This is a genomic window from Lichenihabitans sp. Uapishka_5 (assembly GCF_033947565.1).
Classification (GTDB): domain Bacteria; phylum Pseudomonadota; class Alphaproteobacteria; order Rhizobiales; family Beijerinckiaceae; genus Lichenihabitans.
The window spans coordinates 58,019-71,845 of sequence record NZ_JARPVX010000003.1 but is presented as its reverse complement, the minus strand read 5'-3'; the positions used below and the strand labels follow the sequence as shown (position 1 = coordinate 71,845).

Annotated in this window: 14 protein-coding genes and 1 tRNA gene; 8 read left to right on the top strand and 7 right to left on the bottom strand. The window is 68.1% G+C overall.

The window, feature by feature from the left end:
* Window positions 1-55 precede the first annotated feature (55 nt).
* The gene (locus P7D22_RS02310) at window positions 56-1,147 is read left to right on the top strand and encodes an NADH:flavin oxidoreductase/NADH oxidase (protein ID WP_319932585.1); all 1,092 of its coding nucleotides are present in this window, start codon (window positions 56-58) and stop codon (window positions 1,145-1,147) included.
* A gap of 267 nt (window positions 1,148-1,414) precedes the next feature.
* Here P7D22_RS02310 and P7D22_RS02305 read toward each other — a convergent pair.
* The 6 genes from P7D22_RS02305 to dapF form a co-directional block, all read right to left on the bottom strand.
* A tRNA-Gln gene (locus P7D22_RS02305) sits at window positions 1,415-1,488 on the bottom strand.
* A 227-nt stretch (window positions 1,489-1,715) separates the two neighbouring features.
* Window positions 1,716-3,092 carry a heme biosynthesis protein HemY gene (locus P7D22_RS02300; protein ID WP_319932584.1) on the bottom strand — a complete coding sequence of 459 codons (1,377 nt, stop codon included), beginning with the start codon at window positions 3,090-3,092 and terminating at the stop codon, window positions 1,716-1,718.
* Window positions 3,093-3,194: 102 nt separating this feature from the next.
* Complete coding sequence (locus P7D22_RS02295) at window positions 3,195-4,631, bottom strand: COG4223 family protein (protein WP_319932583.1); 1,437 nt, start codon at window positions 4,629-4,631, stop codon at window positions 3,195-3,197.
* A 179-nt stretch (window positions 4,632-4,810) separates the two neighbouring features.
* Entirely contained in the window at window positions 4,811-5,683 is an 873-nt protein-coding gene (uppP, locus tag P7D22_RS02290) for an undecaprenyl-diphosphatase UppP (protein ID WP_319932582.1), read from the bottom strand.
* 30 nt (window positions 5,684-5,713) lie between these two features.
* The gene (gene mtaB / locus P7D22_RS02285) at window positions 5,714-6,973 is read right to left on the bottom strand and encodes a tRNA (N(6)-L-threonylcarbamoyladenosine(37)-C(2))-methylthiotransferase MtaB (RefSeq protein WP_319932581.1); all 1,260 of its coding nucleotides are present in this window, start codon (window positions 6,971-6,973) and stop codon (window positions 5,714-5,716) included.
* A complete protein-coding gene (gene dapF / locus P7D22_RS02280) occupies window positions 6,970-7,836 on the bottom strand; it encodes a diaminopimelate epimerase (protein ID WP_319932580.1) in 867 nt (288 codons plus the stop codon). Before dapF ends, mtaB begins: the two co-directional genes overlap by 4 nt.
* Window positions 7,837-7,993: 157 nt before the next feature.
* Between dapF and P7D22_RS02275 the strand changes: the two genes are divergently transcribed.
* From P7D22_RS02275 to P7D22_RS02265, 3 genes are all read left to right on the top strand, one after another.
* Window positions 7,994-8,212 carry a YdcH family protein gene (locus P7D22_RS02275; RefSeq protein ID WP_319932666.1) on the top strand — a complete coding sequence of 73 codons (219 nt, stop codon included), beginning with the start codon at window positions 7,994-7,996 and terminating at the stop codon, window positions 8,210-8,212.
* An 86-nt stretch (window positions 8,213-8,298) separates the two neighbouring features.
* Entirely contained in the window at window positions 8,299-8,553 is a 255-nt protein-coding gene (locus P7D22_RS02270) for a GlsB/YeaQ/YmgE family stress response membrane protein (RefSeq protein ID WP_319932579.1), read from the top strand.
* A gap of 5 nt (window positions 8,554-8,558) precedes the next feature.
* Entirely contained in the window at window positions 8,559-9,596 is a 1,038-nt protein-coding gene (locus tag P7D22_RS02265) for an alpha/beta hydrolase (RefSeq protein WP_319932578.1), read from the top strand.
* On the opposite strand, the gene P7D22_RS02260 is transcribed toward P7D22_RS02265, so the two are convergent.
* On the bottom strand, window positions 9,571-10,056 hold the full coding sequence (locus tag P7D22_RS02260; protein WP_319932577.1) for a disulfide bond formation protein B: 486 nt from the start codon (window positions 10,054-10,056) through the stop codon (window positions 9,571-9,573). The two genes, P7D22_RS02265 and P7D22_RS02260, sit on opposite strands and share 26 nt — an antisense overlap.
* A 269-nt stretch (window positions 10,057-10,325) precedes the next feature.
* On the opposite strand from P7D22_RS02260, the gene P7D22_RS02255 reads away from it, so the two are divergent.
* The 4 genes from P7D22_RS02255 to hemH all read left to right on the top strand — a co-directional run bounded on the left by P7D22_RS02255 (window position 10,326) and on the right by hemH (window position 13,700).
* Window positions 10,326-10,988 (top strand): hypothetical protein, encoded by a 663-nt coding sequence (locus P7D22_RS02255; protein WP_319932576.1) that lies wholly within the window; start codon window positions 10,326-10,328, stop codon window positions 10,986-10,988.
* 83 nt (window positions 10,989-11,071) lie between these two features.
* Entirely contained in the window at window positions 11,072-11,866 is a 795-nt protein-coding gene (gene thiD, locus P7D22_RS02250; RefSeq protein ID WP_319932575.1) for a bifunctional hydroxymethylpyrimidine kinase/phosphomethylpyrimidine kinase, read from the top strand.
* Window positions 11,863-12,618, top strand: coding sequence for a metallophosphoesterase family protein (locus P7D22_RS02245; protein ID WP_319932574.1), 756 nt, complete (start codon window positions 11,863-11,865; stop codon window positions 12,616-12,618). The genes thiD and P7D22_RS02245 overlap by 4 nt, the downstream gene beginning before the upstream one ends.
* Window positions 12,615-13,700 (top strand): ferrochelatase, encoded by a 1,086-nt coding sequence (gene hemH / locus P7D22_RS02240; RefSeq protein WP_442916010.1) that lies wholly within the window; start codon window positions 12,615-12,617, stop codon window positions 13,698-13,700. Before P7D22_RS02245 ends, hemH begins: the two co-directional genes overlap by 4 nt.
* The last annotated feature ends 127 nt before the right edge of the window (window positions 13,701-13,827 follow it).

The window sequence follows — 13,827 nt, the reverse complement described above, 5'->3', positions numbered from 1 at the left end:
TGCCTTTGTTCGAAACATATCGAACTAAGACGGCAGGCAAACCCGAGGAGAATCCATGACGCACCTGTTCGATCCCTACAAGCTTAAGTCCGTCACCCTGCGCAATCGCATCGCGGTGTCGCCGATGTGCCAGTATATGGCGGTCAACGGTGTCGCGAACGAGTGGCACCGCGTGCATTACGCTTCGCTGGCCCGCGGCGGCGCCGGTCTCGTCGTGCTGGAAGCCACCGCCGTGGCACCGGAAGGGCGCATCACCTGGGGTGACCTCGGGCTTTGGAACGACGCCCAGGCAGAAGCGCTGCGGCCGATCGTGGCAGGCATCGTCGAAGCCGGTGCGGTGCCCGGCATCCAGATCGCCCATGCGGGCCGCAAAGCTTCGGCCAATCGCCCTTGGGAAGGGGACGACCACATCCCCGCGGGCCAGCCGAACAGCTGGACCACGGTGGCACCGTCGCGCCTTGCCTTCGGAGGCGGCCTCGACCGCGTGCCGGAGGAACTCAGCCTCGACGACATCAAGCGGCTGCAGGCCGAGACCGTGGCGACCGTCACCCGGGCCCGCGATCTCGGGTTCCAGTGGCTCGAATTGCATATGGCGCACGGCTATCTGGCGCAGAACTTCTTCTCGCCGATCTCGAACCACCGCAGCGACACTTACGGCGGGTCGGCTGAAAATCGGGCCCGGTATTTGCTCGAGACCTTGGTAGCGGTGCGCAAGGTGTGGCCGGCCGACAGGCCGCTGACGGTGCGGCTCGGCGTCGTCGAGTTCGACGGCAACGACGCTATGCTGGGCGAGGCGATCGCGCTGCTGCGTCGCATGAAGGACGAGGGCCTCGACTTCGTCGATGTGTCGATCGGCTTCAACACGCCCGACGCCAAGATCCCGTGGGCGCCGAACTTCATGGGCGACATCGCGGCCGAGGTGCGGCGCGAGACCGGCCTGCCAGGGACGACCAGCTGGTACATCTCGAAACCCGACGAGGCGGATGCGCTGGTGCGCGACGGCAAGGTGGATCTCGTGATGCTGGGTCGCCCGTTGCTGGCCGACCCGCATTGGCCCTACGCGGCCGCCAAGGCGCTCGGCCTCGACAATGCCGCCTGGGCCACCCTGCCGGCCCCCTACGCCCATTGGTTGGCGCGCTATCGCTGATACGTGATGGTCGAGGGCTGTCCCGTCTCACGGGGCGGGCAGCCCATCGTGGATCATTGGACAATGGAAGCAAGCACATGGCCTTGGGGCGCAGTTGCGCGCGTCAGCTCAGGTCGGTTGGGGTGGCGAAATCTGGTTCTGATCGGTGCGCTTCGTCAACGCAAGCAGGCACCCGCGCCAACATCCGGGAATGACCTGGATCCGGAACGTCAGGAAAGCAAAGATCGACCGAACATAGGCTCGAAGGCCTGATTCAATGACGCTTTATGGCTGGGAGACCTGGATTCGAACCAAGATTAACGGAGTCAGAGTCCGCTGTTCTACCGTTGAACTATCCCCCACCAGGCGTTCCGCGATTGATGATCGGCGGTGCGTCGGTCGTGAGCGGTTACTTAGCCGGGGCTAAGCCGGAGTGCAAGCCGCGGGATCAACTTTATGGACAGGTTCGAAGCGGCGCTGCCGCGGTCCCGGGCGCCCCGACCTGCACACTGGATATTTTTTGCGCGGCGTGGGTCGAGGAAGCCCAATCGCGACCTCAACCGCGCTCGGCGCGATCGCCTGCTTGCCCTTACGCGGTGGCCACGATAGCGACGGATGGTTCGCGAGGCAGCTCCGGCAGGCTTGGGTCCGTGAGCGGCCTGATGGCTGGTCGGGCGATGCTTCTGTTGGTCTGGGGGACCTCCCAACGGTAGGCATCGAGGCGACCGGTGTTGGGCGCGAAGGGCGCCCAGGTGTCGGACACCAGTCCGTCCGCCACCCAGGCCGGATCGGCCATGGCGGTGGAAGCGCGCTGGGTCCATTCCAGTACGGCGCCGGTCTGGCCGTGTTCGGCTTCCTCGAGGTCCGCCAGGGTCAGGCAGGTGCGGCAGGTCGGCTGGCCGGCTTCGACCAGGGGCGCGAGGGCGGCGCGGGCGGCGTCGAAGGCTCGCGCGTCGATGGCCGCGTGGGCGACGATGAGGCGGCTTTCGGTCGCGTCGGGAGCGTAGCGCGCCAATGTTTCGGCGCGCGCCAGACGATCGGCCGCCGAATCGCCGGGCCGGGCATGCAGGTAGGCATTGGCGAGTTCGGGATGCGGTGTTGTCGCATAAGCAAGCTCGAGAATCTTGCTGGCGCGGCGGTAGTCCCCTTTGCGGCTGAATAGGCGGCCCGCCACGGCGGCGGCCGGAACCAGGGTCGGGGCGAGCTTGAGGGCGTCGCGGGCGGCGTCGAGCGCCTGAGCGGGGTCGCGGTCCTGCATGTCCAATGCGAGACCAGCCAGCAGGGCGGCACGCTGACGATTGCCGGTGGCCCGGTCGCAGATGCGAGCGCCGACGTTGCGCTCGACGATGCGCAGCGCCCCGAGCCAATCGGCTTCGGCGGCACGGGCCTGCAGGAGCGCATTGGCCGACCAGGGCAGGGTGGTGATCTTCTGGGCGGCTTCCGCATGGGCCAGGGCGGCGACCGGATCGCCGCGGCGGCCGGCCTCCATATAAAGGCCCCGAAGCGCCAGCGTGCGGGTTTCGGGATGCTCCAGCATCGCCGTGAACGTTTGTTCGGCGCTCTCACGGTCGCCCGAAAGCTGGGCCGACTGGGCCTTCAGCAGCAGGGCCATCGGTTCGCCCTTGAGCAGGCGCGCCGCCTCCATGGCATAGCGACGAGCCTGATCGGCATCACCCGAGCCCACCGCGACCATGCCGCGGGACAAGGCCGCATAGCCCCGCTGCTTGCGGCGATTGGCCGATGCAACGTTGACCAGGGACGGCAGCTGGAAGGCGAACCGGATCAGTGACCAGACGATGACCAGCACCACGGCTGCGGCCACCAGGGCCATTAGGCCCAGCAAGGTCGAGAAAAGGTATTCCTGGCCGCCAACCGTGATGGCGACCGAGCCAGGGTGGTCGGCCAGCCAGCTCGCCCCGAAGGCGAGACACAAGACGACGGCAAGAAAAACCAGAACACGGATCATCGACCGCGACACCTTCCTGAGCGGCCTTCCGCAAGCCGCGTCGACCAAGCTTTGACCATGCGTGCGCACGATGGGCCGCGTTGCGACCTATCGTGGGGGTTGTCAGCCCTTCGGTGATCCCATGGCACCGATGGCAGTGGTGGCGATGTCGCGGGCGGCGCGCTCGGCATCGAGCCGCGACCGGATCCGGTCGGCGAGCGACTTCGAGGCTTCCTGCGACGCGGCTGGCAGCAGCTTCCAGTCATCGAGAGCGGCCCCGAGATCGTCGGACGCGATGGCGTCGCGCATCCGCGATACCACGGCAGACGGTGTGTCGCCCACCACGCTCCCGAGAGGCCGCACCTGAACGAGGCTCGAGGCGCCGGCCATCAACCGATCCACATAGGAGCCGCTCTGCGGCGTGGCACCCTGGGCGACGATACGGCCGCGCAGGTCATCGAGACCCGTCTGAAGGTCGCGCAAGGTCGGCGCACCCGCCTCAGCCACGGCGGCGAGCGGCGTCATGCGGGCCGGGTCCGCCTGGAGGGCCTGCAATGCGCGCAGCTCCTGCGGGAACGGTTGTCCGGACTTGATCGCATCGCCGATCGCCTGGGCGGTGACGGCCAGCGGCGCGGCCTTGCGTTGCGCGATCCGGTCGGGCGCGCTTGCTGCCGCGAGTTCGCTTTCGAGCGGCGTCAAGCGGGACGTCATGCCGTCCACCTTGGCCGTGATGGGCCCGAGGTCGACGTGGGGGATCGCGCTCACGGTGCCCTGCAAAGCGTTGAGCCGGGTATCGACCTCGCCGAAGCGCGACTCGATCCTGCTGACGTCCGGCCGGGGGATGGCGGCGACGCTCGTCTGTACGTCGGCGAGACCCGTCTTCAGGCCGGCGGCCGCGCTTCGCAGGGCAGCAACCTGGCCCGGCACGTCGGATTGTGCCGCGATGGCGCTGGCAACACCGTCAAGGCGCTTGCCAAGCGCGGTCTCGATAGACTGGGTCGCCGTGGCGGCGGCTTCGAGCTTGGCCACGCGGTCGGCCACGGCACCGGCATCTGACACGGGGCGGTTCTCGACGGCGGCGAGCCGCGACCGGAGGTCGGCCACCGCGGCCGACTGGTCCGGCGGGATCGAAGTCAATTGCGACCACAGATAAACGAGGCCCGCCGCCAGGATCAGGACCCCGATGGTCGACAACAGCGCGAGGGGCGAGCGCGCCGGGGCCGCGGGCATAGCGGAGCTGGATGCCGCGAACCGCGACGCACCGGCCGTCGCATCGGGATCGGGCGTGGTGAAGGGATGCGAGGCAGCGTGCGAGTCTGGTGGCGTTTCACTCGTCCCGATGGTGTCGCCCGGCATGGGCGACACCGCCTCGTTCGGCGACGGTGTGGATTGGTCCTGCGACGGCTCGACCTCGGGGCTCACCGGGATCATTGCTTCGCCCGCTGGCGTCACATCCTCGGCCGATCCGTCGATCACCGGAGGCGAGCGTCGGCCGCTCCGAGCCGGATCGCGGCGGTTCGGCCGGGCCATCCCCTGGCGGCGTTCCTCGTCGTCGGCCATTCCCATCCTCTTGCTTCGCGCTTCCGAGCGCCGCCCTCGTCATCTTGGGGCGGTGCTTGCCGAAAGCCAGTCCCATCCCCCGTGGTTGGACGGTCAGGCCGCGCTTGTGTCAGCGGTTGCGATGCTGATCAAGCAAAAGGGGCGACAGCATGATGGGCCGGGCCGAAGCTCGACGCGCTTCAGGACAGCCAGCCCGCCTTGGCGCCGACCAGGAGCAAGACGCCGAGCACGATCCGGTAGAGTACGAACGGCCAAGCCGAGAAACGCTCGAGGATCCGCATCAGGCTCCAGATCGCCGCAAAGGCCGAGACGGCCCCGACCACGAGGCCGACCGCGAGGATCGACCAGCCCTGAGCACCCAGATGAGCCTTGAACAATTGGAGGAGCTCAAAGGCTCCTGCCAGCGCGATGAACGGAAGACCGAGCAGGAACGAGAAGCGCGCAGCTTCCTCGCGCCGCAGGTCGAGAAACAGCGCCGCCGTGAGAGACGACCCCGAGCGGGACACGCCGGGAATCAGCGCGCCGACCTGCGCGATGCCGACGATCATCGCATCCAGCAGCGTCATGTCTGCCAGAACGCGTCGATGCCTGCAGTAAAGCTCCGCAATGGCCAGCAGCAGCCCCATCACCAGGCAGGCGATGCCGATCACCTCGAGGCTGCGCAGCGACGATCCGCAGGTGTTGAGCCGGCTCTTCAGCAGGGCGCCGCCCAGCACCCCCGGAATGGTGGCGAGCCCGATCCAGACCACGAAGCGAAGGTCCCAGGCCCGGAAATCGCGGCGCTGTATGGCGCTCATCGCCCCACTGGCGACCGAGCGGATGTCGGCCCAGAAATACGACACCACCGCGGCCAGGGCTGCGAGCTGCATGGCGGCCGAGAAAGCCGAGCCGGGGTCCTGCCATCCCAGCAGCGCCGGAACGATGCGCATGTGGGCCGTCGACGACACGGGAAGCAGCTCGGTCAGGCCCTGGACGACGCCGAGCACGGCGACCTTGCCATAGCCGAGCGCGATGAAGCCTGTGTCGATCCCGCCGGTGCAAGCGTCAGCCATCGGCATGTCCTTCCCGAAGCCGCGACCTCGTCAGGCTGGGCGGCGTAGACCGGACGCCGCCGTATCGGCGATCGCGACGCGTCCGTCGTGGCCGCATAGCGTGGCAGGCTGGAGCAGGCCTGGAGGCGTCTCGGGTGGCAGCCGCACCAGGGTGAAATCCGGCGCACGCCCCGTACCGCCGCGCTCGGTCAGCACCTCGACGGTACGCCCCACCATGCCCTCGAGGTGCTGGCCAAGCCGGCGCTCGCCGGCCTCGCGCAACCGGCGCCCCCGGTCACGCGCGACATCGCCCGGCACGGGCGGCATGCGGGCCGCGGGGGTGCCCGGGCGCTGAGAATAGGAGAAGGCGTGAACATAGGTGATGCCGCAGGCCTCGATCAGATCGAGCGTGTCGGCGAACATGGCCTCGTCCTCGGTCGGAAAGCCGGCGATGAGGTCGGCGCCGAACACGATCTCGGGCCGCAGCGCCCTCAAGGTTCGGCAGAACGCGATGGCGTCGGAGCGCCCATGGCGACGCTTCATGCGTTTCAGGATCAGGTCGGACCCCGATTGCAGCGACACATGCAGGTGCGGCATCAAGCGTGGCTCCGTGGCCACGAGATCGAGCAGCGCCGGGTCCGCCTCGATGCAGTCGAGCGACGACAAGCGGAGCCGTGGCAGTTCCGGCACTGCGCGGAGCACATGGGCCAGGAGGTTGCCGAGGCGGAGCCCTGAAGCGAGGTCGCCGCCATAGGACGTCACGTCGACCCCCGTCAGCACCACTTCCCTGGCGCCTTCCTCGACCAAGGCGCGGATGCGCGAAACAACGGTGTCCGGCGTGACCGAACGCGAGGCGCCACGCCCGAGCGGAATGACGCAGAAGGTGCAGCGATGGTCGCAGCCGTTCTGGACCTCGACGAACCCTCTCGAGTGCGACCTCCCGCCGAGGGAAGGCCCGCCCGACGCGCCGTCGGCCTCCGGGCTGGCCCCCTCGTCCATCGGCCAGGACGCGGGATCGGCCTTGACGCGGTTCGGCAGGATCGCGTCGACACCCGGCATGGCGCCGAAGCCCACCGGGTCGATCTCGGCCGCGCAGCCCGTGATCACGAGGCGCCCGGTCGGATGCGCCGCACGGGCTCGTCGCACCGCCTGGCGGGACTGGCGCACCGCCTCGGCCGTGACGGCGCAGGTGTTGACGATCGTCAGATCAAGCTGGCCGCTTCGCAGTGCTTCGCGCCGCATGGCCTCCGACTCGACGATGTTCAGCCGACAGCCGAAGCTGAGCAGGTCGACCCGCGGCGCGGCGCTCATCCGGTCGCCTCGACGACCTCGGCCGGCAGCAGGCCCGCATGTTCGAGCACCACGTCACCGGTCATCACGACGTGCCCGTCCTCCGCGCGCCATTCGATGGCGAGGTCGCCGCCTGGAAGCATGACGCGGACCTCGCGGTCCGTGCGCCCGGCGCGAACCGCCGCCACCGCAGTGGCGCAAGCCGCCGAACCGCAGGCGAGCGTCGCGCCGGCGCTGCGCTCCCATACCCGCAGCCGGATCGTGCTGCGGTCGATCACCTGCGCGAACGACACGTTGGTGCGGGCGGGAAACATTGGATCGTGTTCGATTGCCGGGCCAACCTCGGCCAGCGGGATCGCGGCAACGTCAGGCACGAAAACCACCGCATGCGGGTTGCCCATGCCGACGGCGGCGCAATGGGACAGGTCCGCCGGAAGGCCCGCGACGGGCCGTAGCGGAACATGCTGCAGATCCGAAACCGCCCTCGCCAGCGGAATGGCATTCCAAGCGAGCGTCGGCGAACCCATGTCGACCGAGAAGCGTAGCGGCCCCAGGCGCCGGCAGGCCAGGCGACCGGCCGCTGTCTCAACCGTCACGGCTGTCTCGACACTGTCCCGCAGCAGCGCCCAGGCGACGCAGCGGGTGCCGTTTCCGCAAGCACCGGATTCCGTACCGTCGGCATTGAAGATCGTCACGAAGGCGTCCCGGTGGCCATCACGGGGCCGCCCGATCGCCATCAACTGGTCGAAGCCCAACCCTGGTTGGGCTGCTGCGGCCCTGGCGGTGGAAGACGTCACCACGAATCCAGAAGTACGGCCGTCGACCACCAGGATCGCATTGCCGATGCCGTTCATCTTGAAATAGGGGAGGCCGGGAGGCGCCATGGGGGATCGCGTTCGGAGATGTTTTCCTGATCTTCTACGGGCCTTGCCCCGCGAAGCCTAGGGCGCTGCCTTGATGTCGCAGGCGGCTGCGGCCATACTTATGCGCCGGCCGGTGAATTCGACAAAGGCCGGCGCCCCCCGGAGAGTTTGGCCGCTCATGATCGAGCACATGAATCCCGAAGAGCAGGTTCAGCTCGCGCGGGAGGTGGAACGACTGCGCGAGGAGCATCGCGACCTCGACGGCGCCATCGCGGCGTTGATCCATCTCGGAACGCCGGATCAACTGCAATTGCAGCGCCTGAAAAAGCGCAAGCTCGTGCTGCGCGACCGCATCGCCTATCTGGATGACCAGTCGACACCCGACATCATCGCCTGATTGCCGCGCCGAAAGGCGAGCTTGAGCGGAACCGTTGGACCGCCTGCCACGTTGGTGGTCGCTTTCGCCTTGGAGGAGACAGGCTGATGGATGTGAATGAAATTCTGATCTGGATCGTGGTCGGCGCGCTGGCCGGCTGGCTGGCGGGACTCGTGGTGCGTGGCGCCGGCTTTGGTCTGCTGGGCGACATCGTGGTGGGAATCGTGGGGGCCTTCATCGCCGGGCTGCTGCTGCCGCGGATCGGCGTGCACCTGGGCGTCGGCTTCGTGGCTGCCGTGATCGATGCCTTCATCGGCGCCGTGATCCTGCTGCTCCTGCTGCGTCTCGTTAGACGGGCGTGACCGCCATGGGCGCGACCGGTGGACCATCATCCGGTCGCGCCCAACTGGACACCGACACCCCCGCCACCTTGGTCCAGCTCGCGCAACGCCATGCGCCGCCCGGGGCCACGGTGGAATGGCTGCACCGCCTCGGCGGCATCAGGTTGCGCGTCGCACGCTGGAAGCCAGAGGTGGCGCGGGGGACCGTGCTGGTCTGCACCGGGCGCGGCGAGTTCATCGAAAAGTATTTCGAAGTCGTGGACGATCTGCTGCGCCGCCATCTGGCCGTGGTGGTGTTCGACTGGCGAGGGCAGGGCTTGTCGTCCCGCACGCTGACCAACCGACGCAAGGGCCACGTCGCCAGCTTCGCCGATTATGACGCCGATCTGGCTGGCCTCGTCGACGAGGTCTTGGAGCCTACCTGCCCGAAGCCGTTCTTCGGCCTTGCTCATTCGATGGGTGGCACCGTGATGCTGCGCCATGCGGCGGGCGCTTGCGCCTTCGAGCGGATCGTCTTGTCGGCCCCGATGATCGCCGTGGACCGCCTCAAGGCGACGGGGTTTTTACGGGTGATGTCGGGTTTGGCGTCGGCTTGCGGCCTTGGCGGGCTGTTCGTGCCGACCGGCGAGCGCACGGCGGTGCTGGAAGAAGGCTTCGTCGACAATGTGCTGACCACCGATCCCGTTCGGTTCGCCGACATGATGGCGGTCAGCCGGGCCGAACCCCGCCTGACCGTCGATGCGCCGACGATCGGTTGGCTGCGGGCGGCCCTCGCCGCCATGGCGCCGATGGCCGGTTTCGATTTTCCCGCCCGCATCGCCGCCCCGATCCTGATGGTGGTGCCGGGCGACGACCGTGTGGTGTCGGTTGCTGCGATGGAACGCTTCGGCCAGCGATTGAAGGCCGGCACCCTTGTGTCGATCCCGGGCGCCCGTCACGAGATCCTGATGGAGCGCGACGTGCTGCGACACCGTTTTTGGGCCGCCTTCGACGCTTTCGTGCCCGGCACCACAACGCCCGTGGCGGAAGCCCCACCGCTCAGCCGCGCTGGCGGTCGCTCCTGAGAAAGCCGAATCCCGCCACCGCGGTCAGCGCCAGGCACAGCACCGCGTTCCAGGCCGCCAGCGACAAACCCGCCATCTGCAGCGCAGGCGCGTCGCAGCGCACCACCTGAGTGGTCTTCAACTGCTTCAGGAAGTCCTCCACCGCGGCCGGATGATCGAGGCCACCGGTGCAACTCGACGGACCGGGCCAGATCCCCCATTCGACCCCCGCATGGTAGATCCCCAGTCCCGCGCCCGCCAGGAACACGAGGCCCAACGCCACATAGCCGGCCGGCAGCAGCCCGGCTCGCCCCCGCGCGGTGATGGCTGCCACCAGCAGCGCCAGGGGCAGACCCCAATAGAATGGGATGCGTTCCCGCAGGCAGAGCTCGCACGGGGCATAGCCGGCGTGCTGCAACGCCCACACGCTGGCTATCGTGACGACGCACACGAGCGCGATCGCCAGGGCAGGCCTTGCCAAGGCAGATCGGGAAAGAAGGCTCGAGCGCAGCGCGTGCATGGGCGCGACGCATAGGCGCTCGGCTCCGCTATGTCCACGTGACGCGCTTCGGCCGGTGAAGCCAATGCCGGGCGGCACTCCGGTCTTGGGTTTTTGGCCTCCCATCGCGCTCATGACGCCTCGTGATGAAGGGCGAGGATTGCCGAAAGACTTGGATTCCTGCACCTGCTTGATACAACGCCAGCGAAATCCGCCATCGCGCGTGAGCGTGGCCGGAAGGGAGACCGTGGATGTTGCAGCACGACAAGGCCCGTCGGATCGGCTTCGCCATTATGGGCGTGGCGGGGTGCCTCGTGCTGGCCGGCTGCGGAGCGGCCGGGACGCCGGGGTTCGAGCCCGAAACCCAGGGCGGCCCGACCCTGTCGTCAAAGCTTGCCAACCTCGTCGCCTTCAACAAGCTGTTCCCCTCCGCGGCGCCGCTGCCACAAACGGAGGTTCAGGTCGAATGCCCGAGCATCGAGGTGCTGGACGGCACGGCCTCGGTGCGGACCTATGCGGGCGAGCAGTCCAACGCCAACGTGCGCTACCAGTTCTCCCTCGGCGACATCGCGCGGGAATGTTCGAAAGCGGGCGGCAACCTTCTGCTGAAGGTCGGGGCCGAAGGGCGGGTGCTGCTTGGACCGTCAGGGTCGCCGGGTGCCTTCACGGTGCCGATCCGCGTCGCGGTTCGCAACGATGCCACGCAGAAGGTGGTGTTTTCGCAGCTCAACCGCATCTCGGCCAGCATTGCGTCGGGCACGAGCGAGACCGCCTTCACCTATGTGTCCGAACCGTTCCAGGTACCGATCGTGGCGCATCCGGACGAGGACTACACGATCCTGGTGGGCTTCGATCCGACCGGTGCCGGCGTCGTGCCGGCCAAATCGGCCATGCGGGCGCGACGCAAGGGCTGAACCCCGCGTCATCGGTACGCTGGGCGCCCGAATGGCGGAATGTTAAATAGGTCCATGCCCTTTCGCGTCGCCGACGGATGCCGATGATCGCCAACGTCCTGTCCATCGCCGGATCCGATCCGAGCGGCGGCGCCGGCATTCAGGCCGACCTGAAGACCTTTGCGGCTTTGGGCAGCTACGGCATGGCGGTGTTGACCGCGTTGACGGCGCAGAACACGCGCGGCGTTTCGGCCGTGCACGTGCCCCCGGTCGATTTTCTGGAGGCGCAGATCGATGCCATCTACGCGGATGTGCGGGTTGACGCCGTGAAGATCGGCATGCTGGCGACCGGCGCCATCGTGACGGCCGTCGCGGATCGTCTTGCCGCGCAGGGACAGCCTTACGTGGTGCTCGATCCCGTGCTCGTGGCGACCTCCGGCGACAGTCTGGGGGCGCCGGGGGTGGTGGACGCGTTGCGGACTGTTCTGCTGCCCTTGGCCACCGTGGTGACGCCGAATCTGCCGGAAGCCGCGCGTTTGGCCGACGCACCCGTGCCGGAGAACGAGGTCGCGATGCGCCGCATCGCCGAAACCATCCATGCCCGCGGCGCCAAAGCCGTTCTGGTCAAGGGTGGCCATCTGGCCGGCAAACAGGCGGTCGACATCCTGTTCGACGGCGAGCGTCATCATCGGTTCGCGGCCGAGCGACTGGCGACCCGCAACACCCACGGCACCGGCTGCACGCTGTCGTCCGCCATCGCGGTCAAGCTCGCGCAAGGGTCGGCGCTGGTCGAGGCGGTGGCAGAGGCCAAAGCCTTTCTGACCGGCGCACTGCGCTTCAGCGACAAGCTGTCGGTCGGTGGCGGCCATGGGCCAGTCCACCACGGCTATACGGCGTGACCCGGCTGGCCGTGCTGGCCGACATCCATGGCAACCTGCCGGCGCTCGAGGCCGTGATCGCCGATCTCGGCAGGCGCGGCGTCGATGCGGTGGTGAACCTCGGCGATTGCGTGTCCGGCCCGCTTTGGCCTGCCGAGACGCTGGCGTTGTTGCGGCGCCTCGACTGGCCGACCGCACGGGGCAATCACGATCGCACCGTCGCGTTGGGATCGTCGGCTGGACTCGGCGCCTCGGATCGGTTCGCCCGGGAGCGGTTGTCCGAGGACGATTGCGCCTGGCTGGGCAGCCGACCCGCGCTGCTGCGGCTCGACGACGGCATCGTGGCCCTGCATGCGCGGCCGGATGACGACGCGGCCTATCTGCTCGAAGACCAGCATGGTCGCCACCTGGTGCGGGCATCCGCGGAAACGGTCGCGCGCCGCCTCGGCGATCTGACGGCATCGGTGGTGTTGACGGCGCATAGCCACATCGGCGGAATGCTGCGCCTGCCGGACGGCCGCTGGGTGCTGAACCCCGGCAGCGTCGGATGCCCGGCCTATGACGACGATTCGACGAACCCGCCCCATATCTCCGAATCCGGGTCGTCCTTGGCCCGCTATGCCATTCTCGAAACAACAGACTCGACCCCGATGATCGAAATGTTCGCGCTCCCTTATCCGCACGAGGCCGCCGCCGCGCGCGCCGACGACGCCGGCCGACCGGACTGGGCCCACGCCCTGCGGACCGGCTTCACGCCCCAGGTGGCGGCATGACGGTCGCGCTCGCCCCCGCCCGGGCCGCCATGGCGGCCACCGGCCCGCTGCCGACCGGCCACCCCGCCGTGATGCCTCGCAAGGTCGGCGTATTGTTGAGCAATCTCGGCACGCCTGACGCCACCGATTATTGGTCGATGCGGCGCTACCTCGCCGAGTTCCTGTCGGACAAGCGTGTCATCGAGGCGCCCCGGGCCCTCTGGTGGGTGATCCTCAACGGCATCATCCTGACGACGCGGCCCGGCCGCAAAGGCAAAGACTACGACACGATCTGGAATCGCGAGCTGAACGAAAGCCCGCTGAAAACCATCACGCGGGGCCAAAGCGACAAGCTCGCGGCCAGCATCGCGGGTGGCTTGCTGGGCGAAGCAGCGGTGGGCCGCGTCGCCGTCGAATGGGGGATGCGCTACGGCAATCCTTCGATCCGCTCCGCGCTGGAGCGGCTGCAGGCCCAGGGCTGCGACCGGTTCCTGCTGGTGCCTCTCTACCCGCAATATGCGGCCGCCACCTCGGCCACCGCCTGCGACAAGGCGTTCGAGGCGCTGATGACGATGCGTTGGCAGCCGGCGCTGCGCGTCGCGCCCGCCTACCACGACGAGCCCGCCTATATCGCGGCATTGGCCCGGTCGCTGCGGGACGGCTTGGCAAAGCTCGACTTCGAACCAGAGGTCATCATCGCGTCCTTCCACGGCGTGCCGAAGGACTACCTGCTGAAGGGCGACCCCTACCATTGCCAATGCGCCAAGACGGCCCGCCTGCTGCGCGAAGCCATGGGGCTCGGTCCCGACAAGCTGATGCTGACCTTCCAATCGCGTTTCGGTCGCTCCGAATGGCTGCAGCCCTATACGGACGAAACCATCAAGGCGCTGGCCGCCAAGGGCGTGAAGCGCCTCGCCGTCATCACGCCCGGCTTTTCGGCCGACTGCCTGGAAACCATCGAGGAGATCGGCGGCGAGAACGCCGAATATTTCATGCATGGCGGCGGCGAGAAATTCGCCCGCATCGAATGTTTGAACGATTCGCCGGACGGCATGGCGGTGATCGAGTCGATCGTGCAGCGCGAGTTGATGGGCTGGGTCTGAGGGCCGGTCGCGCCCCAGCCGTCATGGCGAGCGGAGCGAAGCCATCCAAACCTGCGGCGTCGGGCTGAGGTGCCGCGGCGCCTTCGACGCCTCGCAAAGACGGATCACGCCTATCGACGTGGTCGCC